The sequence below is a fragment of the Streptosporangium vulgare genome (assembly GCF_042428775.1).
In the GTDB taxonomy this organism is placed as follows: domain Bacteria; phylum Actinomycetota; class Actinomycetes; order Streptosporangiales; family Streptosporangiaceae; genus Streptosporangium; species Streptosporangium vulgare.
Map to the genome: position 1 here is coordinate 78,984 of NZ_JBHMBS010000029.1, position 26,943 is coordinate 105,926.

Below are 26,943 nucleotides of genomic sequence, written 5' to 3' on the forward strand. Positions count from 1 at the left end.
AGCGTGGATCGTCCGGGGACGGGGCTGGGGCGCCCGTTCCACCACCTGTGGGCGGCGTCCGGCCTGTCGAACCTCGCCGACGGCGTCCTGCTCGTCGGCGTTCCCCTGCTGGCGATCTCCCTCACCCGCTCGCCGGTGCTGGTGTCGCTGGTCAGCGCCGCCACGACGCTGCCGTGGCTGCTGTTCGCCCTGCACGCGGGCGCGATCGCCGACCGCCGTGACCGGCGCCGGATCATGATCCTGGCGGGCTGGTCGCGCGCGGCCGTGCTGGCGGCGACGGCCGCCGCCGCGTGGTACGGCGTGCTCACCCTGCCGGTGCTGATGGCCGCGGTGCTGCTCGCCGGGGCCGCGGAGGTGTTCGCCGACACCTCCGCCCAGTCGGCGCTGCCGGCGGGGCTGGCCTGCGACCGGCTGGAGGCGGCGAACGGCCGGCTCGTCGCGACCCAGACGCTCGGCAATCACTTCCTCGGGGCGCCGCTCGCGGGCCTGCTGGTCGGCGTCGCCTCCACCGCCGTCTTCGGGACGGCCGCCCTGCTGTACGTGGGCGCCGCGCTCCTGCTGCTCGGCATGCGCGGCCGGTTCCGCCCGGAGACCGCCCCGGCGCAGGCGTTGCGCGCCGACATCGCCGACGGCATGCGCTACCTGTGGGGGCACCGTGCCCTGCGCGGCCTCGCCGCGTACTCCGGCGTGCTCAACCTGGCCTACGGCGCGTACTTCGCCGTCTTCGTGCTGTGGGTGGTCGGCGGCGGCTCCCGCGTGGGGCTCACGCCCGGCCAGTACGGCTTCCTGGCGGCCACGCTGGCGGCGGGGGCGGTGGCCGGTTCGGTGCTCGCCGGGCGGCTCACCCGGCTGGCCGGCGAGAACGGCGCCCTGGTGGGCGTCACGCTGCTCAACGGGCTCCTGCTGCTGGTCCCCCTGCTCACCCCCTCCCCCCTCGCGGTCTTCCCCGCCGCGGCGGGCATCGGCGCGGCCAACGCCGTCACCAACGTCGTCTCCGTCTCGCTGCGCCAGCGGCTCATCCCCGACGGCCTGCTCGGGCGGGTGAACGCCACCTGCCGTCTCATCGGCATGGGCGCCATGCCGCTGGGCGCCGCGGCCGGCGGCCTGGTCGCCGCCCTCGCGGGCCTGCCCGCGGTCTTCTGGGCCACCTGCGCGCTCTCCCTGCTCGGCGCCGCCCTGGTCCCGCGCGGCGGGCAGGCCGGCGGTCCGGTGCGGGACCGCCTCGGGGTCGCGAACGGGGGCTGAAAGCACTGCCGGGCCCCCCCCCCGGGGGGGGGGGGGGGCCCCGGCGTGTGCGCGGCGGGTGGGGGGTCAGGCCGCCGTGCAGGTGAGGGTTGGGGTGCCGCCGGTACCGGAGGCGGTGAACCCGAAGGAGGTGGAGGCACCGGCGCCCAGCGAGCCGTTGTAGGCGACGTTGCGGGCGCTGACCGCGGATCCGCTGGTGGTCACGGTCGCGCTCCACGCCGAGTTGACCTTCTCACCGCCCGCGAAGGTCCAGTTCACCGTCCAGCCGGTGATCGCCCGGGAGCCGGCGGTCACGCTCACGTCCGCCTGGAAGCCGCCGGACCACTGGGAGACGACGCGGTAGGTGGCCGAGCAGCCGCCGGTGCCCGGGGTCGGGGTGGGCGTGGGGGTCGGCGTCGGGGTCGGGGTGGGAGTCGGCGTCGGGGTGGGGGTCGGGGTGGGGTTCGTGCCGCCGGTGAAGTTGACGTCGCTGCAGAAGTAGTACGACTGGTCCAGGTGGCTGGCCTGCCAGACGGTGTAGACGATGTGGTGGCCGGTACGGCCGGGCGCGTTCACCGGGATGGGTGTGGTGGTGCCGGTGGGCCTGCTGCCCAGCTCGTTGACGAGTTCCAGGTCACTCCACTTCAGCGCCTGGGTCTTGGGGTTGAAGCCCTGTTTGGTGACGTAGACGCGGATGTAGTCCGCGCCGTGCGAGGCCTGGTCGTACAGGTTCATCGTGAACGAGGCGGGACGGTCCACGGTCTTCCACGCGCCCACCGTGTCCATGGTCCTGTAACGGCCGCCTTCGGTCCGGCCGCCGCTGCACAGCTGCCCGTCGGGGATCGCGGCCTGGTGGTTGCCGCCGACGCCCTCGCGGAACAGCCCGTTCCAGTTCCACATCGCGTTGGGGTTGTCCTGCCAGGCCTGCCAGCACATCGGGTCCTGCTGGGCCATGGCCGGGTTCTGGAAGTCACTTCCCCAGCGCTCCCAGCAGCCGTAGTTGCGCGAGGGCGGGTCGGTGATCGAGCCGTGCGCCGAGGCGGGGGTCGCCATCACGGTGGTGAACATGAGCGCGGTCGCGACCGCGACCGCCGCCGCGACGACCATCCGCCAGACCGGGGTCCGGTGGAGGGAGGCGACGCCGGGCGCGTGGGACTGGTCGCGCAGGAGTCGGAGCGTACGTGACCTCATCGGTACAGGTCTCCTTTTCGAGTGCCGGGGGGGGGACGAGTCCTGGCGCGCCGAGTGAGGGAGGGGTCCTCACGCCAGAGGGTCACCACCGTCACCCAATCCGCGTGCGGGGGGCAACCGTGCTCCACGGCTCTCGAAGGGCGACCGGCCCGGAGCTGGCCATACGCCATAAAACGGATGAAAGGTTCATTTCCGAATGATTTTCCCTAGGGGCAGCCCCCGGAGAAACCGATGAGCGACCTGCCGCACGACTGCCCTCCCGGGGGCGTCACATCGCCCGGATCGGGCCTGACCGGAGACGTACGGTCTCGCGCGGAACGTGACGAGATCTAGCTGAACGACACCGACCGCAGGCTGCAGTCGGTGAGCCACGGCCCAGGAGAGACCGGTGCCGCGGAGCAGGCCCAGCTCGCGGTGATGGTGGTCGTTCCGGCCGGAATACCGGTGAGGCCGGCCGATCCGCTGTAGTCGCCGTAGGGGTAGTGGCCGCTGCTGCACTGGGCCGTGACCCCCATGGACGTGGCCCCGTCGGGCAGTGTCTGGGTGAACTGGAACGCGTGCGTGCCGGGGACCGCGACCAGGCCGGGGGTCGCCGAGGGCGGTGAGGTGTGGAGCCGCACGTTCGAGGGATACCAGTCGCGGGTGTCTCCGGAGTGGTTGGAACCGGTGCAGTCCACCGTGGCGTACAGGACGGCGGTGGTCGCGGCGGCGGGTTGCGCGAGGCCCACGATGCCCAACGTACCGGTGACGACCAGCGCGGATCCGAGCGCCAGCCCTCGGCGAACCAGTCTCGCAGCGAACATCGCCGTTCCTCCTCAACGCTTCTGACATCGGCCACCGCGAATTCAGCATCATTCGCACGGCACGGTCAACGGTCGAGCGATTTCAACAGAGCCACAACCAACACGGCGAGGGGATCCCGAAGACCGAATCCATCGCCGGTCGATTCGTTGTCTTCCAGGGAAACGACCACCAGGGAGAACGCGCAACCAGCGACGTTGATGAAATTTCCACGGACGCCGGACCCGAAGGCGTATGCCCGATGTTTCGGCCTTCCGGTCGCACGCCACATCAGGCACCCTTGAAAGATTCAAGGGTGCCGGACACCGCATCGGTCGCCCGCACCCGATGGACGAACGGCATCACAACCGGCACCGTCCCCGTCGCTCACGAGACCGCCGGCCCCCTCAACCACCACATGCCCCTGCTCCACCCGGAGATCTCGATCGGGTCCGCCTGCGACGCCGACAGATAATCGACGGCCTGATCGACCATTGTCGGCGGGCCGCATGGGCGAGACAGACCCGCCATCACCGCGCCCGTTTTTTCGGCCGCATAGCGGGCCGCCCCGGCGAAAGCCTCGCCCGGATGTAAATTACATTCTCCACCGCGAAGAAACAGCATGATGGGCCGGATTCCGGGGACCGAGTGGCCAATGCCGTCTTCACCTCGGTCCGTTTGAAAATTATTCTCGGTCGATCAAATGACGCGTCCCCGTAGGAGAAGCATGCGAAAAGTTACTCGGCTCCGCCGGCTCGGCCTCGTCTCGGCGGTAGTGGCGGCCGGCCTGGCGACCATGCCCGTGGCCGCGCACGCCGACGGCTATGACACTCCCCGCAGCGCCACCGCCGTGGGGGCGGGCAGCACCTACGCGGCCGGGTTGGCGGCGGCCGAACAGCGGGCCCGGGCGGCCGTCCTCGCGGTCGGCCACGACTGCACCCCCGGGACCTACAACACCCTGACGACCTATGTCTCCCCGGGCGGCGGCACGTGGGTCTTCCAGTCCACTCACTACGCGATGTGCGTCGACTGATCAAGCTCGGCCTCTGCGGGCAGCGGGGCGGGGTGGCCCCGCTGCCCGCAGAGGAGGCCGACCCGTAGCACTGCCCGGGTTCGTGGTGATCTCCCCCTTCTTTCTCGCGCCTCCGAACGACCAGGTCACCGACTGGAGCAGGCTGAGTGACATCGGCCAGACCTACGGAGCCGCAACGGACCACCGGGACCGACGACATCGGTGAATTCAGACTCGGCCCGTCCCCTCACGGGCGAAGTTCGGTTCCGCCGCCTCCAGTCGCGGTACCGAGATGCCCAACCGTCGTGCTTCGGCCAGGGTGTCCCGGCAGACCTCACGCGGCTCCTCGGCGTCGGGATCGGAGTGCGCCGCGAAATTCACGCGCACGGGCGCGACATGAGCGGTCAGCCAGGCGAGCGCGGGGGCCGTCAGCCAGGTGGGCGCCCGGAACAGCAGCACAGCGCCCCGGTGACGTCGCAGGTCAAGGCCGCGCGCCTTGAGGAGCGGCAGCAGCTCGCGGCCGGCCAGCAGCCCCTCGCGCAGGTCGCCCGTCGCCCCGGCCAGCTTGGACAGGGAACCCAGTCTCAGGCCCTGCGAGTGCAGGCCCGCGCCGAACGCGAAATGGATCCACAACCAGCTGCGGAAGTCAGGCTGCTCCTTGAGCCGGAGCCCGGCCTCGCGAAACGCCTGGCGCACGGCCCGCTCCCGGTCGGTCGGCGGCCGGCCGAAGGTGCCGAAGACGACCGACGGCAGCAGCACCCCACGGAGCACGCCGTCCGCACCGAAACCGCCACCGGCCTGGGGAAAGCCCCAGGCGATCTGGTCGACGGGGAGTGCGCCGATCGCGGCCGGCGGCTCGGTCCAGATGTTGCCGAAGACCAGCACCGTGGCGTGGCCGACACGCGGGGACAGGAAGGCCGTCGCCTCCGCGAGGCGGTGGTGCGGCACGCTGAGCACGATCAGGTCGAAGTCGTGGTCCGGCTCCAGCGCCTCGCGGTAGCGCACCGGCCACTTCTCGACGACGCGCCGCCCCCACACCCGGCGCCGCGTGTCGAGCAGGTCGAGGTCCACCGCGTCCCCGTACGCCGCCGCGCGACCCGGCCGGACGTAGAACTCGACGTCATGCCCGGCCCGTTCCAGGGCCCAGCCGTACACGGTGGCGATCACGCCTCGGCCGAACATCAGGATCTTCAAGCTGCACCTCGTGGGATACAATCGAAATGGAGGTCATCTCCATTTTCCAAGATATGGAGGTCATCTCCACTTGTCAACGCGAGGTAGCGCATGACCGCCGACAGGCCGCTGCGGGCCGACGCCCGACGCAACCGCGACGCCCTGATCGCCAAGGCACGAGAGGTCTTCGACGCCGGCGACTTCTTCGACCTGCGCTTCGATGACTTCGCCCGCCTGGCCGGGGTGGGCACCGGCACGCTGTACCGCCACTTCCCCACCCGGGAGGCACTGGCCGAGGCGGTCTACCACGGGGAGGTCGCCGCGCTGTGCGACCGCGCCCGCCGGCTACAGGCCACGCTGCCCGCGGCGGAGGCTTTGGCGACCTTCCTGCGCGGCATGGTCGACCACATAGACGCCCACCAGGGCCTCGCCCGGACGCTGGCCACGCTCATGGCCGATCGTTCGGGGGTCCTCGCCGAAGGCGGCCAGGCGCTGGAGCAGGCCGTCACCGACCTGGTGGCCGCCGCCGTACGAGACGGCACCGTTCGCGACGACGTGGACGCCGGTGCCGTGATGATGGCGCTGCACGGCATCGGTGCGGCCCATGACCGCCCCGGTTGGCGGGCCGAGGCCGACGGTGTCATCACCCTCGTGCTGGACGGGCTGCGCCGCCCGCTGTGACGAGGTGCGACACGAGTTCGCATACCGCGAGTGAAGGATCCGGTTGGTGGTACGGGGCGAAGACACGGTCCGGTGGTGGTCACCCGGCTGATGCCGGACGCCTGTGAAGTTCCGGGATGTGCGCGAAGGCGATGAGGGCGCGGCTCTGCCAGTTCTGACTCTTGTCGAAATCCGCCTACGTCACCGAAGGCGGGACCGTGTAACCCTTGCGTAGCAAGCTGTGGTGCGACAGCTTTGAAGCGGTCCGGGTCCACGAAAATCGTTCCGGCTGCCCCGCCGGAGCGACGCCAAGCCTGTCCTCCAGAAGTGATCAGGCAACCGCAATGAACAATGACGGATGCGTGCTCCGCCACGGACCGCTCCATTCGATCAAAGCGTTACTCCTGGGACGGCTTCGGCCAGTACTTGGGCGGAGTGGCAGCGGGATCGACGATGCGCAGGCGACTGGCCGGGGTCGGGTCGATGCCGCGTAAGGTCACCAAGCGCTGCCCGTCCGCGTCGGTGAGGAGATTCAAGGCAGCGGGCAGTCCGGCGGCGACAGTGGCGATCGCCAGACCGATTCCGATCATGCCGGGGTGCTTGTGCGGGTATTCGATCCGGTGCAGCCCGGAAGCGGCGATCGCCTCGACCTCCCGAGGGCGCTGCATCTGCCGGGCGTCGTTGGTCAGGATGACGTGGAATCCCTCGGCCACCGCTCGGGGGTAGAGGTTTTCGTCCCGGGTCCCGGACCAGCGGTCGAGATCCAGCAGATGGACGATCTCATGCCCCAGAACGAAGGCGACGATGGCCTGGTGGAGCGGCCGGGACACGTTCTCATCCAGCAGCAGCCTCACGTGGTTCCTTGGGGGGATCGTAACTGTTGACGTACTCGGCGAAGTCGGCGGCATCCAGGGCCGCTGTAGGGGTGACGCTCGGGTAGTACTCGGAGATCCGCTCCGGGGGGAGTCCATCCCGGAGCAAGGCCGCGACCTCGTCATAGGGGACGCGGGTGCCCTCGATCACCGGCACTCCACCGCGAACCGCCGGATTCACCGTCACATGCGCGCGGGGCCTCAGCAGCGGCGGGATGTGCCTACCATCGCGGTAGAACGGCTGCAGGACATCGACCATCTCGTGGATGACCACGTTGGCCTTTCTGCGTACCAGGTCAACCGCCTGGTCAGATTCGGCCAGGTAGATGCTGCTGCCGTCGGCGACCAGCGTGTACGACGAGAGGTGATCGTGCTCTTGCAAATCGCTGCGGAGGGTGTCGAGCGCCCGCCTGATCTTCTGCAGCGAGGCGTCGTTGCGCAGCTTGACGCAGGTCCGCAACGCCACCACATCGCGGAAGGAGTAGAGAACGGGCCGGGTGCTGGAAATCTCCGGGATCAGCACCACGCCACGGTTGACGCCGGCCTTGCGCCAGTGGGCGAGCTGACGAAGCGTGGCACCCGACAGCGCCGCCGCCAGCTTCGGGTCGAACGCCATCACCTCACCCCTCCCCGCTCCGTGATCCGAGCCCTGCCCGAGACATCATCGCAAATCTCGCCTAGCAGGTCAGGCCCTATGCGACTTCGCCCCGCACCGTTTCGGAGACTTCTGGCGGAGCGCTGATGTCCCACGGGACATCAGCGCTCCGCCAGGGGACCGCACGTCCGTATAGCTCTCGCGTGTTCAGGCGGCGAGTTCGTGGTTGAGGTGGTCGCGGAACTCGCGGACCATCATGCTGCCCTTGTACGGCTCAAGTCGACCGGCGAACTGCCGGAGGCGCTCCACCAGACGAGGAGAGGCCAGCGCCTTGATCTCCGGGATCGCGGCTCGCGCACGGGTGATCCCCTCTTCCAATTCACCCATTCCTAGGTACGCCTCGGCTGCGTTGACCTGGGCAAACTGAACAGCGCGGGGAAATCCTCCGGCGTAGCCCTGTATCGCCGTTTCCGCAAAGGTGGCCGCCCGCCGATGCTCACCGATCTGATGCCAGCAGCACCCCATGGCCGCGACCAGTCCTGGCCTGCCGTACGAGGCAAGCCAGTCTGGATCGCGGTCGTCGGAACCCTGGTCATCCGCGCGCTCGGCCTCGGCGAGCAACCGCTCGACCTGCTTTGCGACATGACCGCCGGGAGTCCCGTTCCCTCTGGTCCACGAAGCCACCGCCCCCGCCTCCTTGACCAGCATCAGCGCCATGACACGCGGTGGTGCTTCGGCTCGACGCCCGGTGTCGACGGCGGCACGGGCCAGCCATTCCGCCCACTTGTGCTGCCGCAGATAGATCGCCTGCTGCGTCAATGTCATCAGCACCCAGGCGCCCGACAGAGGGTCGCTTCCCGCCTTCGCCAGTTTGAGCGCCTGACCGAAATGGTGTTGGGCCTTGCCGTGATGGCCAAGGTCGAAGGCGGTCCAGCCCGCCAGCTCGGTCATTCCTGCCGCCGCGACCATCAGTTCGGCCCCGACCTTGTCGTTGTAGCGGCCACGCAGTAGTGGTGTCACGCTGCCGTTCAGATAGTTCATGACCACCGGGCGTACCACCCCTGCCCCGAATTGCTGGTCCATCAGGCTGAACGCCCTGCGAGATTCGTTGATCCGGGTGATGTCGGAGAGACCCACGATCTGTCCGGATCCATGGTGCGCCGCCGACTCGACGGGGGTGCCGTAACCCCAGGAGACCAGCCACTCGCCCAGCGCCGCGGGCACGAACGGCAACGTGGCCAACATCTCGCGTCGGGACGGGTCCAACTCACACCTCCAAAGATCCGTGACCGCCTTCACGGTAGCCGCCTGCGAACCGTCTCCGAAGTCGGCGTTCGGCCACGATGATGTCGCCGCGAAGGCCCACCCTTCTATCCAGCGCTCGACCTCTATCGCATCCACCCCGAACACAGCCGCGATCCGCTTCCGGCTGTACGCCCGGACCCCCTGCTCTCCTCGCTCCCACCGGCCCCAGGCCGCAGCGGACACCCCGACCGCCTCCGCCGCCGCTGCCTGGGTCATCCCTCGCCGCCTACGTGCCCTGGCCAACTCCGGTCGCCCCTTGCCGCCATGTGGCTCACCCATAACCACTCCCCCTTGGTAGTCGGACGACAACTCATTGTGATATTCGAAGAGCCTCGTCCGCCACCATCCGAGAAAACGTTAAGTTAACGTACAGCTACGGAAAGCAACGCGGCCGATCAACGGCCAATGAGCAGCGTTGACGTTCCCCACTTCGCCGCGTCGGCGTTTCCTGCTGAGCACAGCCTCACAGCGAACGGAGCGTGCTCATGCCACCAGCCGACGGTATCCCCCCGGGAGCCCCACACCACCCCGCGGAAAGCCCGGTTCCCCTGCCTGATCACGACTGGAGACCCTTCACCCTGCCTGGAGCCACCGCCCCGATCCACAGCATCGAAACAACGATCTGGAACATCACGACACCACGCCAGGATGCCCGGACCCCGGACGAGGCCGGTGGCACAACGAGCCAGGAGAACAGCGCGGCCGGGCTACACAGCAGCGCAACCTGGCTGGACAGCGAGGCGACGAAGAGACAAAGCGGCGATACCGCGGGGCGCAGTGACATCCGCGCACTGGTTAAGGTCCTGCGGCCCGGCTCCGCCTCACGCCGGGCTCGTGCCATCATCCGTGAGATCCTGCAGCAGGAGGGGCTGCCCGACGACGACGTCGACAGCGCCGAACTAGTCGTCGCCGAACTCGCCGCCAACGCCGAGAAACACGCCTGTCCTCCGTACGAGCTGCGCGTCTTTCACCTGGACGGCGTCCCCACCTGGTGCGAGGTCGTCGACGGCGACCCCGGCACCCACGAGGTCCGCCTCATCCTCGACCTGCTGCGCTCGGTGACGGAGATCGGCCTGCCCCTGCTCGCCGAGAACGGCCGCGGCCTGCTCCTGGCCCACCGGCTCTCGGGTGGCCACTGCCAGACCTACCCGGTCACCACCCTGGCCGCCGCCCCGAGCAAGGCCGTCGCCTTCGCCCTGCCCACCCGCTCGGGCGGCCGCCTGGTCCTCTCACCCCTGTCATCGGGATGAGGCTTCGGCCTCCCGCCGGTACGGAGCCGCCAGCGGGAGGCGGCCCCGTACCGCCGAAGGATCAGCTCGGGTCGTAGGCGAGGTTGGGGCGCAGCCAGCGTTCGACCTCGGCGAGGTCCATGCCCCGGCGCTTGGCGTAGTCCTCGACCTGGTCGCGGCCGAGGCGCCCCACGGTGAAGTAGCGCGACGACTCGTGGGCGAAGATCAGCCCGCTCACGCTCGCGGCCGGGGTCATCGCGAAGGACTCGGTCAGGCCCATCCCGAGCTTGTCGGAGCCGAGCAGCTCGAACAGCTCCCGCTTCTCGCTGTGGTCGGGGCTCGCGGGGTAGCCGAGCGCGGGGCGGATGCCGCGGAAGCGCTCGGCGTGCAGGTCCTCGATGAGGGGGTCGGCGTCCGGCTCGAACCAGCCGCGCCGCGCCTCCAGGTGGATGTGCTCGGCGAACGCCTCGGCCAGGCGGTCGGCGAGGGCCTTCACCATGATCGAACGGTAGTCGTCGTTCTGGGCCTCGTAGCGGGCCGCGAGCTCCTCGGCGCCGTGCACGGCCACGGCGAACCCGCCCAGGTGATCCCCGGCAGGGGCGATGTAGTCCGCCAGGCACCGGTTGGGCCGGCCGTCGGGCTTGGCCGTCTGCTGGCGCAGCATCGGCAGCCGAGGACCGTCCTCAAGCACGATGTCGTCGCCCTCGGAGTGGGCCGGCCAGTACGCGTAGGCGCCCCTGGCCTGGAAGCTCCCCTCGGCGATGATCTGGTCGAGCATGGTGTTGGCGTCGTCGAAGAGCTCGCGGGCCACCGGCTGGTCGAGGATGGCCGGATACTTGCCCTTCAGCTCCCAGGCCAGGAAGAGGAACTGCCAGTCGATCATCGCCCGGAGGGTCTCCAGGTCCGGCTCCACGAGGCGGACGCCGGTGAAGTCGGGGACCGGCAGGTCCTCGAAGGAGACCCGCTCGGGGTTGGCGCGGGCCTGGTCGACGGTGAGCAGCGGGGTGCGCTGCTTGTTCGCGTACTGCTCGCGCAGGCGCTCCTGGTCGGCGCGGTTGCTCGTCTCCAGCGTCTGGGCCCGGTCGGTGTCCAGCAGGTCGGAGACGACGCCGACGACGCGGGAGGCGTCGAGCACGTGGACCGTGGGGTTGTCGTAGGCGGGGGCGATGCGGACCGCGGTGTGCTGGCGCGACGTGGTGGCGCCGCCGACCAGCAGGGGCAGCTTCAGCCCGCGGCGCTGCATCTCCGCGGCGACGGTGACCATCTCGTCCAGCGACGGGGTGATCAGCCCGGAGAGCCCGATGACGTCGGCGCCCTCGGCGATCGCGGTGTCCAGGATGACCGAGGCGGGGACCATCACCCCGAGGTCGACGACCTCGTAGTTGTTGCAGCCGAGGACGACGCCCACGATGTTCTTGCCGATGTCGTGCACGTCGCCCTTGACGGTGGCGAGCACCACCTTGCCCTGGCCGCGGCCGGTGTCGATGCGCCCCTCCAGCCGCGCCTGCTCCTTCTCCGCCTCCATGTAGGGCTCCAGGTAGGCGACCGAGCGCTTCATCACCCGCGCGCTCTTGACCACCTGCGGCAGGAACATCTTCCCCGACCCGAACAGGTCGCCCACGACCTTCATCCCGTCCATGAGCGGCCCCTCGATCACCTCCAGGGGGCGTGCCTTCTGCTGCCGGGCCTCCTCGGTGTCGGCCTCGATGAAGTCGACGATGCCGTGCACGAGGGCGTACGACAGGCGCTCCTCCACCGGGGCGTCGCGCCAGGCCAGGTCCACGACGCGGCGCGTGCCGGAGCCGCTCACCGTCTCGGCGAAGGTGACGAGCCGGTCGGTGGCGTCGTCACGCCGGTCGAAGATCACGTCCTCGACGAGTTCCAGCAGGTCGGCGGGGATGTCCTGGTAGACCGCGAGCTGCCCGGCGTTGACGATGCCCATGTCCAGCCCGGCGCGCACCGCGTGCAGCAGGAACGCCGAGTGCATCGCCTCGCGCACGACGTCGTTGCCGCGGAAGGAGAACGACAGGTTGGAGATGCCGCCGCTGGTCAGCGCCCCCGGACAGCGCTCCTTGATCAGCGGCAGCGCCTCGATGAACGCCTTGGCGTAGCCGTTGTGCTCGCTGATGCCGGTGGCGACCGCGAGCACGTTGGGGTCGAACACGATGTCCTCGGGCGCGAACCCGGCCCGCTGGGTCAGCAGGTCGTACGCGCGGGCGCAGATCGACACCTTGCGCTCGACGGTGTCGGCCTGCCCCTTCTCGTCGAAGGCCATCACCACCACGCCCGCGCCGTAGTCGCGGATGATCCGGGCCTGCTCCAGGAAGGCGTCCTCGCCCTCCTTGAGGCTGATCGAGTTGACGACGCCCTTGCCCTGCACGCACTTGAGCCCGGCCTCCAGCACGCTCCACCGCGAGCTGTCGATCATGACTGGGATGCGGGCGACCTCGGGCTCGGTCGCGATCAGGTTCAGGAAGGTGGTCATGGCCTGCACGCTGTCGAGCAGGTCGGCGTCCATGTTGACGTCGAGCAGGTTGGCGCCGCCGCGTACCTGCTCCAGCGCGACGTCGACGGCCGCCTGGTGGTCGCCGCCCTCGATCAGGCGGCGGAAGCGCGCCGAGCCGGTGACGTTGGTGCGCTCGCCGATCATGACGAAGCCGGTGTCCGGACCGATCTCGAAGGGCTCCAGGCCGCTGAAGCGGGTGCGGGCCGACGGTTCCGCGACCTGGCGGGGCGGCAGGCCGGACACCGCGGCCGCGATCCGCTCGATGTGCCCCGGCGAGGTCCCGCAGCACCCGCCGACGATGTTGACCATCCCCGACCTGGCGAACTCGTCGAGCAGCGCCGCCGTCTCCTCGGGGGTCTGGTCGTAGCCGCCGAACGCGTTGGGCAGGCCGGCGTTGGGGTGGCAGGCCGTGTAGGTGCCGGCGAGGCGCGCCAGCTCGGCGACGTGCGGGCGCATCTCCTCGGCGCCCAGCGAGCAGTTGACGCCGACCACGAGCGGCTCGGCGTGCCGGATCGCGCTCCAGAACGCCTCGACGGTCTGTCCCGACAGCGTGCGACCGCTCAGGTCGACGATCGTCACCGAGATCCACAGCGGCAGGTGCGGGGCGACCTCGCGCGCGGCGGCGATCGCGGCCTTCGCGTTGAGCGTGTCGAAGATCGTCTCGATCAGCAGCAGGTCGACCCCGCCCTCGGCCAGCGCGCTGATCTGCTCGGCGTACGCGGCACGGACCTCGTCGAACGACACCGCCCGGTAGGCGGGGTCCTCGACGCGCGGGGACAGCGACAGCGTGACGTTCAGCGGGCCGATCGAACCGGCGACGAAACGCCCGCCCGCCTCGTCGGCGGCCTGGCGTGCCAGCTGGGCGCCCCGCACGTTCATCTCCCGCACCAGCGACTCCAGCCCGTAGTCGGCCTGGCCGATGCTCGTGGCGGTGAAGGTGTTGGTGGTGGTGATGTCCGCGCCGGCCGCGAGGTACTGCCGGTGGATGTCCAGGATGACGTCGGGGCGCGTCAGGTTCAGCAGGTCGGGGTCGCCGGTCACGTCGCGCGGGTGGTCGAGGAACCGGTCGCCGCGGTAGTCGGCCGGGGTGAGCGAGGCTCCCTGCAGCATCGTGCCCCAGGCTCCGTCGAGCACCAGGATCCGCTGCCCCAGCAGCTCCCGCAGGGATCGCACGCGGTCCTCGGCTCCCGGCGCGCCACCGGATACACCGGATACGAGGTCGTGGCCGTGCTCGTCGTGCTTCGAAGATCCGTTCACCGGTCAGCCTCCCGTCGTGGGAGGCGCCCTTGCCGGAAGATCAAGGCCGAGCGTGGCGGGCGTGAGCCCGTTGCAGCGCCTCTCGGCCTTGTGATCGAGAATACCGAGGGTTGGGACAAGACGCCAAACAACGGTCCACAATTTGGAAAGATCACGTCCATATACCGTCACGAGACGTACCGAATACCGTCATGAGACATACCGGCACGAGACGCCCTCGCGCGACGATCGCCGCCTTCCCGTCCGCGGGTCGTCGTCCTCACGGCGGCGCGAACCCCGTTCGGGGCGGGAACCCACCGGCCGGCCGGTCCCGGCGGCCCCGCTCACAACGACCGGGCGAGCCGGAACCCCAGGTAGCCGAGCCCCGCTCACAACGACCGGGCGAGCCCGAACTCCAAGCCGTCGAGCCCCGCTCACAGTGACCGGGCGAGCCGGAACCCCAGGTCGTCGACGCGGAAGGTGGGATGGCTCTTACGACGGCACGAGGCCCGGCACCCCCGGGGCAGATCGCACCAGCTTCCCCCTCGGAACACGCGGTACGGGCCGTAGACCTCCGGGTCGTAGACGTCCCAGCACCACTCCCACACGTTGCCGATCATGTCGTGGAGCCCCCACGCGTTCGGCGCCCTGGTCGCGACGTCGCGCACCTCGCCGCCGGAGTTTCCCCGGTGCCAGGCGATCTCGTCCAGCTCCCCGTAGCGGACGCCGGAGGTCCCGGCCCTGCAGGCGTACTCCCACTCCGCCTCGGACGGGAGACGATAGCCACCGGACCCCGGCTCGCAGACCACGTCCAGCCCGTCGGGGTCGGTTCCCGCCGAGTAGCAGGGATCGAGCCCCGCCGCCCGCGAGAGCAGGTTGCAGAACCGGACGGCGTCCATCCAGGAGACCTCGGTCACCGGCGTCCGCGGCCCCGCCGCGCTCTCGGGCGCCTCGCCCAGAACCTCGCGGTAGAGCTCGCGCGTCACCGGATGCGACGCCAGCCGGAAGGCCGCGACCTCCGCCTTCCAGACCGCCTTCGTGCCCTCGTCCCGCAGGAAGATCGACCCGGCGGGGATCGCGACCATGTTTTCGGCGGCCACCCGGAGCGGCGTCGGTTCTGAGCTCATCGCGGGCCTCACCCTACATGATCACTACACACCGACGACGTGCCAGGACGGCCCGCCGCGAGCGCCGGGGGCTGGACCAATCCAGCCGGTCGGCGACCGTCGCACCGTAACCGGCCTCGTCCGATCGCCGGCCGCCCGCCTGACCACTTCGTTCACGGTTCTCAACCGATCATGTCCCGTGCTGGTCAAGAAGGTCGTTCCATACGATGATCTTTGCATGTCGCCCCGTACGTCCGCCGCGCCAGCGGGCTTGGTCCTGGCCGTCCTGGCCGTCCTGGCCGTCCTGGCCGTCCTGGCCGCCGGATGCACCGATCCGGCCGCCGAGCGGGGGTCGCCTGTCAGCGTGTCCCAGCCTCCGGCGTCCCCGCCGGCGCGGTCGCTCACGGCGGTCCCGCCGCCCTCGCCCATCTCGTCCTCGGGTCCAAAGCACCCGTTCCCGATGGCGACCTCCTTGGCCGAGCCCATGGCGACCGGAGCACCCCTGGCCGCGACGGGCCCGCCGCGGTTCTTCGTCTCCGCGCGCACTCCGCTCGCCCGCTTCCCCGGCAAGTCCAAGACCGCTGTCCTCACCCCGGTGCCGCCCGCCGTGCACAACGCCGAGACCGGGGCGCTCATCGCGAACATCCCGCTGCCGCCCGGCATCGAAAGTTCCTGGCACCTCGTGGCCGCCGCCCCGGACAACCGCATGTTCGCCATCGCCGGCTGGACCGAGTCGACGAACCCCCGCATTCGCTTCTTCGTGGTACGCCTCGGTGAGGACGGGCGGCCGGGGAAACCGGTGGCCGTCACGCAGACCGACCCTGACGACCTGACGCTCGTCCATGACCTCGCCCTCAGCGCCGACGGCACCCGGCTGGCCTATGCCACGCCGCTCATCGGAGACGGCGCCAAGATCTCCGTGCTCGACGTCGCCACCGGCCGGCGCCGGGACTGGAAGACGTCGACGCACTCGACGGTGAGCGGCCTGTCCTGGGCTCCGGACGGCCGCTCGCTCGCCTACGTGCTGAGAGGCCGGGCCATCGCCTTGCTCGACCTCTCCCGCCCGGATGTCGACCTGGACGGCGCCACGTCCCGGATCATCAAGGACGCCACGGGCGCCCTGCCGTTCGAGTCGGTCGCCCACACCCCTGACGGCAGCGCGCTGATCTACGCCTCTGGGCACACGGTCGAACGCGTTCCCCTGTCGGGCGGGCCCGCGCAGGTCCTGGCCCGGCCGGAGTTGCCGCCCGACGCCTCGCTGAGCCTGCGCTTCAGCGTCGACGGGACCGGCGAGCACCTGCTGTACGTGCACAGGTGGCACGCCTACCGGGCCGCTCTCGCCGACGGCACGATCACCTCGGTGCCGATCACGGTCGACGAGCGTCCGGGTAAGGGCGACTCACCGCGAGTGGCGTGGTGACCAGCGGCCAAAGCGGTTGCCCGGCCGAAGAGTTGTAAAAGCAGTTTCGTACCTGGGACTAAGGTCCTCATGGCCGACGGTACTCGTAAAGCGATCGAAAAGATCAAGGCCAGCGATAAGGCGGTCGCCACTGATCCCGCAACCGGCAAGACCGAGCCTCGTATGGCCATGACCCCGCTGAACAGCAAGGGCCTTAAACCCTCGTCCGCATTACAGTTGACACTGACGGCAGAATGGTGATGCTGCAGATGTCATTACTGCCACCGACAATCATCCTTTCTGGATTGAGAAACTTCGTGCATGGATCCCGGCGCGGCAACTACAGTCAGGCATGCGGCTCCAAACCTCGACAGGAACTTATGTTCAGGTTTCCGCCACAATCCAACTGATTACTCTTCGCCAACGCCTCCACAACATTTCGGCCGAAAGCCCGCACACCTATCACGTGGCTGTCGGAGACGCTGACGCCCTCGTTCACAACGCTTCCCCAGACCCAGCAGTAAGTCGGTTGCCCGACCTGACGGGCATGACCCAGCCCCAAGCAGACGCGGTACTATCGAGGTACGGCTTCGAGCTACATTCAATTTCCGAAATCGGCGCTTACGCCACCCACAAGAGTCCTGATGGGCATGGAAGTAAGGTTTCGGTCCGACTGGCGGATGGGCACAAAAGTCGGTCAACTGTAATAGACAATGGGCCGAACGACAAAAATGGCAACAGAACTTTGTCGCACAACACTGGGGAGAATTTTAAGTGTTAGCGAGCAAAGCCGAGGCGGCTTGCGAGAATTTTCAGAAGATTTTCGCAAGCTGCGAAGGGTCCTACATTGATGCGGTGACATTCAGCGCCATCGGAGAGCGTGATTACCTCGACTTCAAGCTGATTCAGACCCAAAAATGGGGAGTAGTAACAGTACTCCTTGAAGATGTTCGATACTTCAAGATCAGTAAAGGTGACGACCTGGTAAGCGTGTTCGTTGATGAAGTGTCGGTGTTATGCCTGCCGAAGACCAGTCAATCTTGGCCTGATGGGGCCGAAGGATTGGTTACTAGATTCGACGGGCTGCCGGAACTTTACTGGGTACGCATTATCGGACCAGCAACGATTAGTGCAGTTGCGGCAATAATGACGGTTTCAGTATCTCAAGATCCCCCTGAAGAAAACTAGCGGATTGTTGCCGTCGCGCAAGGTCGAAGCTTTTTCTGCGCCCCTTTCGGATGGAGAAATCAAGCCAGACACATGGCGGCATGCATTGAGGACCACCCCCAAAGGGGATGGCCCTCAGTCCCCTTGATGAGGACCCGAGCAGTCCGGATTGACCCCGTACATACGGGGATAGCCCTCGGAGCGGTCCTCCTTTCAAGATCATTTGCGGATCGGCCCCGGGCCTGTGGAGATAGTTCCCAGGGCACAATCCGGGACACGGCGCGCGCCGAACGCAACTGAGCGATCGTCTGAGCAGTCAGTCGTGGCAGGCGACGGCTTGGCGACGGCAAGCGGTCATGGTGTTCTGCCTCCGTTGTTGATCATTGTGTCGGCGCTCGCCCCCGTACTCCTCTCTTTCTTATCCGGGGAGATCCTCCCCACACTCCCTGGATAAGACGACTTATCCAGGGACGTACCTGCTCAGTGACGCACTCAGACATCGTGGTCGCGGGCTTCGCTTTTCTCTCGAGCGGACGTGGGAATGACGTATCTGGTGTGCGGGCCATTCAGCCACGCCTCGTCGAGTTCCCTTCCTGTGACGCGGCCGATGAGGCGTAGGGCGGAGGTCACCTCGGCCGCGGCCGTGTCGCCTTCGAAGGCCAGCCCGTCTAGGTAGCCGTCCAATGCATCCGGATCAGTGCCGTCCCGTTCCTCCGGATCCCCGACCACCAAGGTCGTCACAACCTCGCCGTCGACCACGTATTCAAGGTCTTCGACCCCCTCCAGTTCGTACAGGGGCCAGCCGAGGTAGAGCAGTCGCCCGCCGTCCCGGGTCAGCTCGGCCCAAGACCGCCATCGCCATGCGTCGTTCCCATCGAGTTGGATCACCTGGACCCAGCCCGGTGCTTGCGGGCCGGTCCAGAGGACGCCGTCGCCGTGTTCCGTGTAGCTGCCGGTGACGATTTCCCGCCAGCCGCAGGCCCGGGCACTGCTCGGATCGGCGCCCAGCCTCCGTGCCACCTCTTCGACGTCCAAGCCTTCCACCCAGATGCTCCGGAACGGCGTGTCATAGTCGATGCCGTGAGCGACGAGGAGTTCCCAGAGATCCTTGTCGGTGTCCAATTCCGCTCTCCTTCTCCACGTACGAAAGCCGGTGCGCGGGAGCGGTGGCTCCCGCGCACCGGCATGGGCTAGTTGCTGATTCTCACCCAGAACCTGTTGTCATTGCCGACCCGGTATCTGGAGTAGAACGCGGCCAGATACTGGCCGTGAAGGTGATTCTTGTCCTTGTCTACGTAACGGATGGAGAAGTGCCCCTTCGAGGCGTGCGCCCCGGTTTTGGTTGACGCGAACGGATACTCGTCACACTGCAGTTTGGGAACCGACTTCCCGTTCACGATCACGTTGGGCGGCCACTTGCCATCGGTCTTCAGCCTCGCCTGCTCGGCGCGGCATGCCGGGCCGATGGCCTTTCGGTTTTTGTATGTCAAGGTGTCCGCCTTCTTTGTGCCCGGCGGATCTGTGCCGCGCACCAGCCATAGCGAGGCGGGTTGGTGTACTGCTGGCCATGGACCGTGATGTGGCTGTTAGGAGAAGAGCGGCCAGCCGGGCGTGCCGCCGAGCCGGACCCCGACCGTATGGCGGTGGTGTTCGCCAAGGCCAAGCGCCTGGACGGCATGTGGCCGCTGTTCGCGCGGGGGCTGGACCCGTCCATGGAGACAGCGTGGTTGCGGAGCCAGTACCGGATGGTGGCGGTCCATGCCGCGCAGCGTTCGCTGCGTCGGGAGAACATCGATGGCCAGGTGGCATTGGTGTGGTTCTCGGTGACGTTCGTCGGTGGCCTCGCTGTCTTGATCGGGCTGTTCTGGACCGGCTGGTGGGACTTCGTCAGGGCCGTCGTCGCGACCGGGCTGTTCGTCCCGGTCGTGATGCGGGGCGAGAAAAGACGCGAGAACGGCCGGGTCCTCGGCGGTCTCACCGACGCTCCGATCACCGCGGTCGCCGTCGGATGCTTCCCCGCGGCGCTGCATGTCCGGTACGCCGACGGCCCGGCGTGGGTGGCGGATCTGAAGCAGGAATCGTGGATGCCCGCGATCCAGGGCATCGGCACATTCACCGTGACGCTCCTGGTGGCGGTGATGCCGATCGCGGTGGTGGGCTGGCTGGCCGACCGCGCCGGACCCGCTCCCCCGACCGAGGTGCTGTTCGAGCAGCTGACCATGATCCTGTCCCGTCTTGAGCCCGGCCGGCGGGGACAGCCGTCCCCCGAGGCGCGGCGGGAGATCCTGGCCGCGTTGGGTAAGACGGCGTCGGTGCTTCGCGGTGGGATGACTGCGGCCGCGCTCGGCAGCCTGGGCGGGTGAGGGTCGCAATGAGGTGGATGTAGTCGGCGGCGTGCCGGATGGCGATCCACCGGCACGCCTGGTCGTTGCCGTACGGCGCGATCCCATGGCGTCGATGATGTCGACGGCGATGGCGACTCATTGGACGTTGGTGAGCTGGTGGTCGTCGAGGGCGGCGCGCACCGCGCAGTGCCACTGATGGTCACAAGCTAATCGAGATGGCGGGCCAGGCCGGTCAGTGAGGCGGTGAAGTCGGTGGCCGGGTTTGGGTTACTGCACGCCCCTACCGGTAGAGATGATCGCCTGGGTGTTGAGCTGTCGGTCCAGGTGGAGTACTCCCTGCTCGCCAGGGACGCCGAGCGCGAGCTGCTGGCGGCGGCCGACCACGTCGGCGCGGGGGTGCTGGCGTGGTCGCCGTTCGGGCGGGGCGTGCTCACCGGCAAGTACCGCGTGGGCGTCCCCGCCGACTCGCGGGCCGCGGCCGCGAGGCCGGCCCGTGCGCCCTGACGGCCGGTCAGGGCCGCGGCCCTGGGGCCGGTCCCGGCCGGCGACGCCCGGCGACGCCCGGTGCGGTCCCCGCCGTGGGCGAGCGGCGGAAGCGGCCGCCGTCGGACGGATGAAAAATGGGCGCGCTGGGCGGCGGGGTCAGCAGGCGGTGTCTGTGGCCGGCAGTTCACCGGTGATGAGGTAGTGGGTGACCGTGGCGTTGAGGCAGGCGTTCCCGTAGTGCGGGAACGGGGCGTGGGTGTGGGCATCGATCGTGACCAGGCGTGACCCGCGGATGCGCGCGGCCACGGCCCTGCTCACGGACGGCGGCACCGCCACGTCCCGCAGGGCCGCGACGACCAGGGCGGCCGGCGCGCGGTTGCCGTCGAGCCGCACCGGTTCGTCCTTGGCGGGCGGCCAGAACGCGCAGGGGTTGATGTTGGCGTTGACCGGGCCGAACAGCGGGTGGCGGTCCCGCTGGGAGGCGATGTCGCGCAGGTAGACGCGCGGGTCCCGCGGCCAGGGGGCGTCGGCGCAGCGGTAGGCGATGTTGGTGGCGGTGTAGTGGTCGGCGGGCACGCCGGGCACGCCCTCGGGCCGCGGAGGGCGGATGGGGAATGGCAGGGACGGCTCCCGTCCGGCCGCGACGGCGGCGAAGGCCGCGGCGACGACGCCGAAGGCGCGCTCGTCGTAGATCCCGGCCACCAGCAGGGCACCCAGCTCGCCGACGGTCCAGGCGTGACCGCCGATGACGATGGGCGCTCGGGTGGCCCGGTCGAGGATCCCGGTGAGCGTGGCGTGCACCTGTGCGGTGGTCTCCCCCAGACCGTATTCGGAGTGCCGCCCGGCGACCCAGGCGGCGAGGGCCACCGTTCCCTCCTCGAACGCAGGGGTGCGGCCCATCTCGTAGGGTCGCCAGATCGTGTCGGCGTTCACCGGGCTGTCCAGTACGAACCGGTCCACGCGGTGCGGGAACAGCGTGCCGTAGACGGTGCCGAGCAGTCCCGCGTACGAGCCGCCCAGATAGGAGATCTTCTCCTCGCCGAGGGCCACGCGGATGAGGTCCATGTCGCGGGCGGCGTTCGCGGTGGTGGCGTGCGGCAGGGCCCAGCCGGAGGCCCGTACGCAGTCTTCGGCGTACCGCCGGGCCTCGGCGGCTTCGGCGGGGAAGCGTCCGGGGGGCGCGGGGCGTACCCAGAACCCGCTGGGTTCCTCCTCGGGCTGCCCGCAGCCGATGGGCGTGCTGCGCTCGACGAATCTCATGTCAAACCCGACCAGGTCATACCCGGCGCGGACCTCGGCGGACAGCGCCGGGGCGAGGCTCACGGGCAGCGGGACGCCCGGCCCGCCGGGCCCGCCGCCGGTGGTGAGCAAAACGCCCCGGCGCCGCGCCGGGTCGGTGGCGGGCAGCCGGGAGATGACGACGGAGATGGTGCGGCCGCGCGGGCGGCGGTGGTCGAGGGGGACGGTGACCCGTGCGCATCGCAGGTCCGGCGTGCTCACCCCGGCGCACGCCTCCCACCGCAGTCCTTTGCCTCCGGTGGCGGTACCGGGTGCGGCGACCGCGGGGGCGGCCAGGGCTGCGGCGGTGACCAGTGCGAGCGCGGCGGCCGTCACGGCACGGACGAGGCGTCCGGACCGGCCCCGCCCGCGTGCCGGGCCGGCCGGGACCGCGCTCGTGCCCTCCCCTCCCCCGTCGCGCGGCACGTCCGGAGCACGGCCCGCGCTCCCCTGCCCGCGGCGGTGTGCCACCGAGGCCACGACCGCGGCGCCCCGTTCCCGCGAGGCGGGGGCCTGGGCCGCGTGGTCCGGGAGCCGTGTCACCCGGGGCAGCCGAGTGCCGTCCAGGGAGTCGCCCGTGGTGTCCGTCATGTCGTCACTCTCCGTCCTTCGTGCGTGCACGTCCGCCAGTCGGGCCCTTCCGCGGCGGCGCCCGCGACGCGGGCATCGCCGTCCCGTCGCCCTGCTCCGGCCCGGCGCCGGGGCGCTGGACGACAAACCAGGGATGCTATTGGGTGGTGCAGATGGTGCCGTTGATCCGGAAGACCGCGGGCGAGGGGTAGGCGCCCTCGTTGGCACCGACGAAGCCGGTCGTGACCGAGCCGCCCGCCGGGATGATCGCGTTCTCCGCGGCCGGGGTGAACTCCACGTCCTGGGAGCCGGTCGTCCAGGTGCCGCCCCACCCGCTGCCGACCCGCTCGCCGGACACGGGGAAACGGAACGCCAGCCGCCACCCGGTGAGGTCGGCGGCCGCACGGTTGGTGACGGTGACCTCGGCGCGGAACCCGCGCCCCCACCCCTGTGTCACCCGGTAGCGGACGGCGCAGGCGCTGTCGGCGGGGGTGGGCACGGTGAAGGTGACCGGTGCGGAGGGGCGGGAGGTCCGGCCGGCGTGGTCGCGGGCCAGCACGTTGACGGTGACGGTCTCGCCGGGCGCGAGGCCGGTCAGGGGCAGTGAGGTGCGGCGGGTGACGCCGAGAAGACGGGCCTGCGCGCCCACCTGCCGGTACACCTCGTACCTGTCCGCCCGCCGCCCGGAGGAGGGCCAGCTGACGGTGGTCCCAGCCGCGGTCAGCGGGCCCGGCGCGGGCGGCCCGGCCTGAGGGCCCTTCGCGGGTTTCAGGGTCACCGTCATGATCGAGTACGGCGGCAGCGTCTGGGCGTCCGGGCGGCCCTGCTCAGCCCGGACGATCGCGCCCGCGCCCCGCGTGAAGGCGTGGGTGACCGGGATGCGGCCGTCGGGAACGAAACCGCCGTAGCGGATCCGCACGGGGTAGGCGGTGCCGGGGTCCCGATTGACCAGCACCACGGCCAGGTCGCCATCGGCCTGCCACACGGCGTGCGCGGCCACCTCGGGCCGGTCACTGGCCGCCTTCACCAGCCCGTCGCCGGGGCGGACGGCCGTACCGAGGATCTCGATGCCGTGGTAGGCGGGGAACGGCGTGTTGACCGGCGGCTGGCACACCTCCTCCGCGTCCGGCCCGCCCTCGGGGGGCGGCGCGCACAGGCCGCTGGAGAGGAGGCCGAAGTCCTGGAAGTCGGGCTCGCCGTCAACCGTCCCCACCTTCTCGACGGCGTTATGGGTGTTCCACCAGTCCACGGTGAACACGCCGTTCCCCAGCGCGGTCAGGTAGGTGTCGGTGGCGAACAGCGCCGCGGCGTGGACGTTGCGGCCGATGTTGGAGGCCGTCTCGGTGAGCGCGAGCGGCACGTCCCGCCCGGCCAGGGCGACGACGTCGGCGCGTACCTGGGCGAGCATCTCGGCGAGCATCGGTGGCGCGGCCAGCATGCCGGGGACGTCGTCGCCCGGGGTGACGACGCTCGTGCCGGGATACCAGTGCACGGTGAAGAAGTCGATCTCGGGGGCGACGATTGGGATGACGGTGTGATTCCAGTTCGCCTCGTCCCCCTCGGCGACCACACCGTCCGGCCAGCTGCCGGGGAGCGTGAGCACCGCGCCGATCTTGATGTGCGGATCGGCGGCCTTCATCGCCCGCACGAACTCCAGGGTGGTGCGGGCGTAGGCGGCGGGGCTCCTGTCGGCGTGGTCGTCGGCCTCCCACTGGGCCCCGTAGTGGCCGTTGCCGTACAGCTCGTTGCCGATCTCCCAGTACTTCACCCCGTACTTCTTGGTCACGTTGGCGTACCGCACCCAGGCGGCGGCCTCCCGCGGGGTACCGGTGCCGTAGTTGGCGATGAGCACCGCCTGCGCCCCGGCGGCCTTGACCGTGCCCATGAACCGGTCGAACTCCGTGTTCGGCGCCACGTATCCGCCGGGAGCGGTGTGGGTCTCCCAGTGGTATAGGTCGCCGTAGGAGCCGCCCGGGTACCGCACGGCGGCGACGCCGGCCCTGCGGTACAGCCCCGCCACCTCGGGGTCGTTCATGCGCGAGTCCCAGATCGCGGCGTTGGCGCCGATGGCGGCCCGGTGGACGGTGGCGAGCCCGGCGCGGGTGTCGACCGTCACGGTGACGGTGTCCGGGGCGGCGGCCGGGGGCGGCGCCTGCCGGGCCGCGGCGGCGCCGGTCCCTCCGGACCAGGTCGGCGCCACGGCGACGGCGAGCGCCGCCAGCAAGGCGAGGGGGGCCTTCCGTACGGGCATGGGTCTCCCTGCGGTGAAGGGCGGTTCGCGAGCGACCCGGGGGCGGCCGGGCCCTGACGATCACCTGGCGCGCGGGCCGTGTCAAGCCGGCAGCGCCGGTCCGATCATGTCGGCCTGGTCAGGCGGATCGCTGCCCATGATCGTTTTCATGGTGTTTTCATGGCGCTCCCCCGGTGGGCGGTCCGGCAGTGCCGGCGACGCCGTGCACGCCATTTCCGCGCGCAACAATCGTGTCTGCGGGCTTTCCTGCTGTGATGGTGTCTTACTGGTCGTTTGATGCGCCCGGCCGCGCCGACGCCGGCGGGGTCACCGGGGTCGTTGGGCGGGGTGGGGGCGGGGCAGCGTCATCCGGTGAGCGTGTTGAACGAGCTGACCCAGCAGGGCCGTATCGAGACGGTCACCTGGACGGTGGAATCGACCGGCCCGTCGCACGCCCCGGCCTTCACCGCGACCGCCGCCACCCGCCTGCTCGCCACGAACACCCTGGTCCGCGGCCAGGGCAGCGGAGCCAGTGAGGCAGCCGCCCGGTCGGCGGCCGCGGCCGCGCTGCCGGGCCGCCTCGATGCGGTATGACGGTGCCGGCGGCGGTGGAGCCGGGTTCAGGTGTTCTGGTCGGATGTGGCGCTGAAGCCCGATTCGATCAAGGCCGAGTAGACGCCCCGAGCAGGGGTGTTGGGTTAGGTCGGGCCGGGGCGCACGAGGCGGGCGTGGAGGAACACTTCCAGGTGCCGGCCGCCCCCAGGCTCTGCCCGGTCAGCGCCACGAGCCGGGTGGTGCTCTTCGGGGTGGCGAGAAGGACGAGCACCGCGGCGCGGGCGGGGCCAGGCAGTTGGCCGCTTGGGGCCGAGAGGGTGCGCAAGCGGCGGAGCCGTTCGTCATCGCGGCCCGGTGGTGCGGGCCCGGCCCGGACGAGGGCGGCTGGATGATGGGCGGCAACCCGCCCACGGACAGCGCGGGCGCGCGGGAGGCGGGCTTGCGCGGCGTCTGGCCGGGGCGCGTATCGGAGGGCGTCGTCCCGGACGCGGGTGACCGGCTCAGTTCTGGGTCGCCGGGCGGATGACGATCTCGCCGATCTCCACGTCACGCGGCTGTTCGATGGCGAAGGCGACGGCGCGGGCGACGGCTTCCGGCGCGATGGCGTACTGGTCCATGTTGCGGCGGATCTCCTCGCGGACCTCGGGGTTGTCGATGGAGTCGGCGAGTTCCGTACGTACGTAGCCCGGCGAGATCGCCGTTGTCCGCAGCACGCCGTCGGTCGACTCCTGCCGCAGCCCTTCCAGGAGGGTGCGCACGGCGTTCTTGGTCGCGGCGTAGACCGCCATCGTGGGCGTGATCTTCAGACCGGCCGTCGACACCGTGGTCACGAGGTGGCCCCGCCCCTGCGCGCGGAACACCGGCAGCGCGGCGGCGATGCCGTGCAGCACGCCGCGCAGGTTGACATCGATCATCGCCGACCAGCCGGCCACGTCGAGGTCGGCCACGGGACCGATCTTGCTGATGCCGGCGTTGCCCACCAGCACGTCGAGCCGCCCGAACTCCGTCACGGTCAGGCCGACGAGCCGTTCGAGGTCCTCGCGGACGGTGACGTCCACGGCGTGGGTGACGGCGCGCCCGCCGCGGTCGCGGATCTGGCGGGCGATCTCGTCGAGCAGCTCCGTCCGCCGGGCGCCGAGCACGACGGCGGCGCCCCGCTCGGCGAGCAGGCGCGCGGTGGCCTCGCCGATCCCGCTGCTCGCCCCGGTGATGGCCACGACCTTGCCGTTAATGGCTGACATGGGGATTCCCTCCACAGTAAAATGGACACGTGTCCGGTTAGGTGCTTCCACCGTAACGGACACGTGTCCGTTTAGCCAGCCCGCGATGCAGAGGACCGATGAACGCACCCCGCCGCCGAGCCGACGCCACCGAGAACCGCGCACGGATCCTCCAGGCCGCACGAGAGGTCATCGCCAACGCCGACGAGGTGAGGCTCAATGAGATCGCCAAGCGGGCGGGCGTCGGCCAGGGCACCCTCTACCGCCACTTCCCGACCCGCGAGGCCCTGCTCGCCGAGGTCTACCGCAACGACGTGGACGACCTCGTGGCCGCCGCGCCGAGACTGCTCGCCGAGCACGCGCCGCTGCCCGCCCTGGCCGCCTGGCTGGACCGGGTGGCCGAGTACGCGAAGGTCAAGCGCGAGGTGTTCGCGGCCCTCGAGGTGGGGGTGTGGCAGGACCTGTCCGCGCACAGCCTCGGCCCGATCGGCGAGACACTGACCAGGCTCCTGGACGCGGGCAAGGCCGAGGGCGTCATCCGCCCCGATGTGGACGCCCGCGACGTCATCCTGCTCATCGGCTACCTGACCCGCCTGGAGCCCGCGGAGTGGGACGCCCGCGCCCACCACCTCCTGCGCGTCATCCTCGACGGCCTGCGCCGTCACACCTGAAACGGTCGGCGCGGTCGGCCGTCATGCTCATGGGGGCCCAGTAGCAATGAAGAAATTTCCACCGGAGTAGCGTCTGAGCTGCAACGATTCGGGGCCCCTGCGGCTAGGGCCTCGATTTGCCCACGGTGCTGAT

General features: G+C 69.9%; 25 protein-coding genes, 1 pseudogene and 1 riboswitch. Of the genes and pseudogenes, 12 read left to right on the forward strand and 14 right to left on the reverse strand.

Features of this window, described 5'->3' with window-relative positions; genetic code table 11:
• The first annotated feature begins 3 nt into the window (after positions 1-3).
• Positions 4-1,245, forward strand: a complete 1,242-nt coding sequence (locus ACFFRH_RS36820; RefSeq protein ID WP_386162150.1) for an MFS transporter — start codon at positions 4-6, stop codon at positions 1,243-1,245.
• A 66-nt stretch (positions 1,246-1,311) separates the two neighbouring features.
• Here the strand turns inward: ACFFRH_RS36820 and ACFFRH_RS36825 are convergent, their stop codons facing one another.
• From ACFFRH_RS36825 to ACFFRH_RS36835, 3 genes are all read right to left on the reverse strand, one after another.
• Positions 1,312-2,415 (reverse strand): lytic polysaccharide monooxygenase auxiliary activity family 9 protein, encoded by a 1,104-nt coding sequence (locus ACFFRH_RS36825; RefSeq protein ID WP_386162152.1) that lies wholly within the window; start codon positions 2,413-2,415, stop codon positions 1,312-1,314.
• Positions 2,416-2,744: 329 nt separating this feature from the next.
• Entirely contained in the window at positions 2,745-3,218 is a 474-nt protein-coding gene (locus ACFFRH_RS36830; protein ID WP_386162154.1) for a hypothetical protein, read from the reverse strand.
• A 364-nt stretch (positions 3,219-3,582) separates the two neighbouring features.
• The gene (locus ACFFRH_RS36835; protein WP_386162156.1) at positions 3,583-3,819 is read right to left on the reverse strand and encodes a hypothetical protein; all 237 of its coding nucleotides are present in this window, start codon (positions 3,817-3,819) and stop codon (positions 3,583-3,585) included.
• A gap of 103 nt (positions 3,820-3,922) precedes the next feature.
• Between ACFFRH_RS36835 and ACFFRH_RS36840 the strand changes: the two genes are divergently transcribed.
• Positions 3,923-4,228, forward strand: coding sequence for a hypothetical protein (locus tag ACFFRH_RS36840; RefSeq protein WP_386162157.1), 306 nt, complete (start codon positions 3,923-3,925; stop codon positions 4,226-4,228).
• 207 nt (positions 4,229-4,435) lie between these two features.
• Here ACFFRH_RS36840 and ACFFRH_RS36845 read toward each other — a convergent pair whose 3' ends face one another.
• On the reverse strand, positions 4,436-5,401 hold the full coding sequence (locus ACFFRH_RS36845) for a ketopantoate reductase family protein (protein ID WP_386162159.1): 966 nt from the start codon (positions 5,399-5,401) through the stop codon (positions 4,436-4,438).
• 90 nt (positions 5,402-5,491) lie between these two features.
• On the opposite strand from ACFFRH_RS36845, the gene ACFFRH_RS36850 reads away from it, so the two are divergent.
• Positions 5,492-6,061, forward strand: a complete 570-nt coding sequence (locus ACFFRH_RS36850; RefSeq protein ID WP_386162160.1) for a TetR/AcrR family transcriptional regulator — start codon at positions 5,492-5,494, stop codon at positions 6,059-6,061.
• A 377-nt stretch (positions 6,062-6,438) separates the two neighbouring features.
• Here ACFFRH_RS36850 and ACFFRH_RS36855 read toward each other — a convergent pair whose 3' ends face one another.
• From ACFFRH_RS36855 to ACFFRH_RS36865, 3 genes are all read right to left on the reverse strand, one after another.
• Positions 6,439-6,894 carry a PIN-like domain-containing protein gene (locus ACFFRH_RS36855; protein WP_386162162.1) on the reverse strand — a complete coding sequence of 152 codons (456 nt, stop codon included), beginning with the start codon at positions 6,892-6,894 and terminating at the stop codon, positions 6,439-6,441.
• Positions 6,875-7,528: a DUF433 domain-containing protein gene (locus tag ACFFRH_RS36860; protein WP_386162164.1), complete on the reverse strand. Its 654-nt coding sequence runs from the start codon at positions 7,526-7,528 to the stop codon at positions 6,875-6,877. The genes ACFFRH_RS36855 and ACFFRH_RS36860 overlap by 20 nt, the downstream gene beginning before the upstream one ends.
• Positions 7,529-7,714: 186 nt before the next feature.
• Positions 7,715-9,091: a helix-turn-helix transcriptional regulator gene (locus ACFFRH_RS36865; protein WP_386162166.1), complete on the reverse strand. Its 1,377-nt coding sequence runs from the start codon at positions 9,089-9,091 to the stop codon at positions 7,715-7,717.
• A gap of 206 nt (positions 9,092-9,297) precedes the next feature.
• Here ACFFRH_RS36865 and ACFFRH_RS36870 point away from each other — a divergent pair, with 206 nt between their 5' ends.
• The gene (locus tag ACFFRH_RS36870; RefSeq protein WP_386162168.1) at positions 9,298-10,062 is read left to right on the forward strand and encodes an ATP-binding protein; all 765 of its coding nucleotides are present in this window, start codon (positions 9,298-9,300) and stop codon (positions 10,060-10,062) included.
• A 61-nt stretch (positions 10,063-10,123) separates the two neighbouring features.
• On the opposite strand, the gene metH is transcribed toward ACFFRH_RS36870, so the two are convergent.
• Together metH and ACFFRH_RS36880 are read right to left on the reverse strand one after the other, a co-directional pair.
• Positions 10,124-13,804, reverse strand: a complete 3,681-nt coding sequence (gene metH, locus ACFFRH_RS36875; RefSeq protein ID WP_446697430.1) for a methionine synthase — start codon at positions 13,802-13,804, stop codon at positions 10,124-10,126.
• 14 nt (positions 13,805-13,818) lie between these two features.
• Positions 13,819-13,894: riboswitch (S-adenosyl-L-homocysteine riboswitch) on the reverse strand.
• Positions 13,895-14,217: 323 nt separating this feature from the next.
• Positions 14,218-14,910: a formylglycine-generating enzyme family protein gene (locus ACFFRH_RS36880; RefSeq protein WP_386162169.1), complete on the reverse strand. Its 693-nt coding sequence runs from the start codon at positions 14,908-14,910 to the stop codon at positions 14,218-14,220.
• A gap of 217 nt (positions 14,911-15,127) precedes the next feature.
• Between ACFFRH_RS36880 and ACFFRH_RS36885 the strand changes: the two genes are divergently transcribed.
• The 4 genes from ACFFRH_RS36885 (at position 15,128) to ACFFRH_RS36900 (ending at position 17,476) form a co-directional block, all read left to right on the forward strand.
• Positions 15,128-16,309 (forward strand): WD40 repeat domain-containing protein, encoded by a 1,182-nt coding sequence (locus ACFFRH_RS36885; protein WP_386162171.1) that lies wholly within the window; start codon positions 15,128-15,130, stop codon positions 16,307-16,309.
• 69 nt (positions 16,310-16,378) lie between these two features.
• Positions 16,379-16,549, forward strand: a complete 171-nt coding sequence (locus ACFFRH_RS36890; RefSeq protein ID WP_386162173.1) for a hypothetical protein — start codon at positions 16,379-16,381, stop codon at positions 16,547-16,549.
• Positions 16,550-16,562: 13 nt separating this feature from the next.
• Entirely contained in the window at positions 16,563-17,069 is a 507-nt protein-coding gene (locus ACFFRH_RS36895) for a hypothetical protein (RefSeq protein ID WP_386162189.1), read from the forward strand.
• On the forward strand, positions 17,063-17,476 hold the full coding sequence (locus ACFFRH_RS36900) for a hypothetical protein (protein WP_386162175.1): 414 nt from the start codon (positions 17,063-17,065) through the stop codon (positions 17,474-17,476). Before ACFFRH_RS36895 ends, ACFFRH_RS36900 begins: the two co-directional genes overlap by 7 nt.
• 471 nt (positions 17,477-17,947) lie before the next feature.
• Here the strand turns inward: ACFFRH_RS36900 and ACFFRH_RS36905 are convergent, their stop codons facing one another.
• On the reverse strand, positions 17,948-18,577 hold the full coding sequence (locus ACFFRH_RS36905) for a DUF6461 domain-containing protein (RefSeq protein WP_386162177.1): 630 nt from the start codon (positions 18,575-18,577) through the stop codon (positions 17,948-17,950).
• A gap of 68 nt (positions 18,578-18,645) precedes the next feature.
• Complete coding sequence (locus ACFFRH_RS36910; RefSeq protein WP_386162179.1) at positions 18,646-18,987, reverse strand: NucA/NucB deoxyribonuclease domain-containing protein; 342 nt, start codon at positions 18,985-18,987, stop codon at positions 18,646-18,648.
• 105 nt (positions 18,988-19,092) lie between these two features.
• Here ACFFRH_RS36910 and ACFFRH_RS36915 point away from each other — a divergent pair, with 105 nt between their 5' ends.
• Both ACFFRH_RS36915 and ACFFRH_RS36920 read left to right on the forward strand, forming a co-directional pair.
• A complete protein-coding gene (locus tag ACFFRH_RS36915; RefSeq protein WP_386162181.1) occupies positions 19,093-19,818 on the forward strand; it encodes a hypothetical protein in 726 nt (241 codons plus the stop codon).
• A 294-nt stretch (positions 19,819-20,112) separates the two neighbouring features.
• A pseudogene (locus ACFFRH_RS36920) lies at positions 20,113-20,286 on the forward strand (aldo/keto reductase); the annotation flags it as partial.
• A gap of 156 nt (positions 20,287-20,442) precedes the next feature.
• Here the strand turns inward: ACFFRH_RS36920 and ACFFRH_RS36925 are convergent.
• Together ACFFRH_RS36925 and ACFFRH_RS36930 are read right to left on the reverse strand one after the other, a co-directional pair.
• The gene (locus ACFFRH_RS36925; RefSeq protein ID WP_386162182.1) at positions 20,443-22,155 is read right to left on the reverse strand and encodes an alpha/beta fold hydrolase; all 1,713 of its coding nucleotides are present in this window, start codon (positions 22,153-22,155) and stop codon (positions 20,443-20,445) included.
• Positions 22,156-22,291: 136 nt separating this feature from the next.
• Complete coding sequence (locus ACFFRH_RS36930) at positions 22,292-24,385, reverse strand: cellulose binding domain-containing protein (RefSeq protein WP_344745910.1); 2,094 nt, start codon at positions 24,383-24,385, stop codon at positions 22,292-22,294.
• Between the two features lie 351 nt (positions 24,386-24,736).
• Between ACFFRH_RS36930 and ACFFRH_RS36935 the strand changes: the two genes are divergently transcribed.
• A complete protein-coding gene (locus tag ACFFRH_RS36935) occupies positions 24,737-24,958 on the forward strand; it encodes a putative dsRNA-binding protein (RefSeq protein ID WP_344745911.1) in 222 nt (73 codons plus the stop codon).
• A gap of 461 nt (positions 24,959-25,419) precedes the next feature.
• On the opposite strand, the gene ACFFRH_RS36940 is transcribed toward ACFFRH_RS36935, so the two are convergent.
• Positions 25,420-26,160 carry an SDR family oxidoreductase gene (locus tag ACFFRH_RS36940; protein ID WP_344745912.1) on the reverse strand — a complete coding sequence of 247 codons (741 nt, stop codon included), beginning with the start codon at positions 26,158-26,160 and terminating at the stop codon, positions 25,420-25,422.
• A gap of 98 nt (positions 26,161-26,258) precedes the next feature.
• Here ACFFRH_RS36940 and ACFFRH_RS36945 point away from each other — a divergent pair, with 98 nt between their 5' ends.
• On the forward strand, positions 26,259-26,810 hold the full coding sequence (locus ACFFRH_RS36945) for a TetR/AcrR family transcriptional regulator (protein ID WP_344745913.1): 552 nt from the start codon (positions 26,259-26,261) through the stop codon (positions 26,808-26,810).
• The last annotated feature ends 133 nt before the right edge of the window (positions 26,811-26,943 follow it).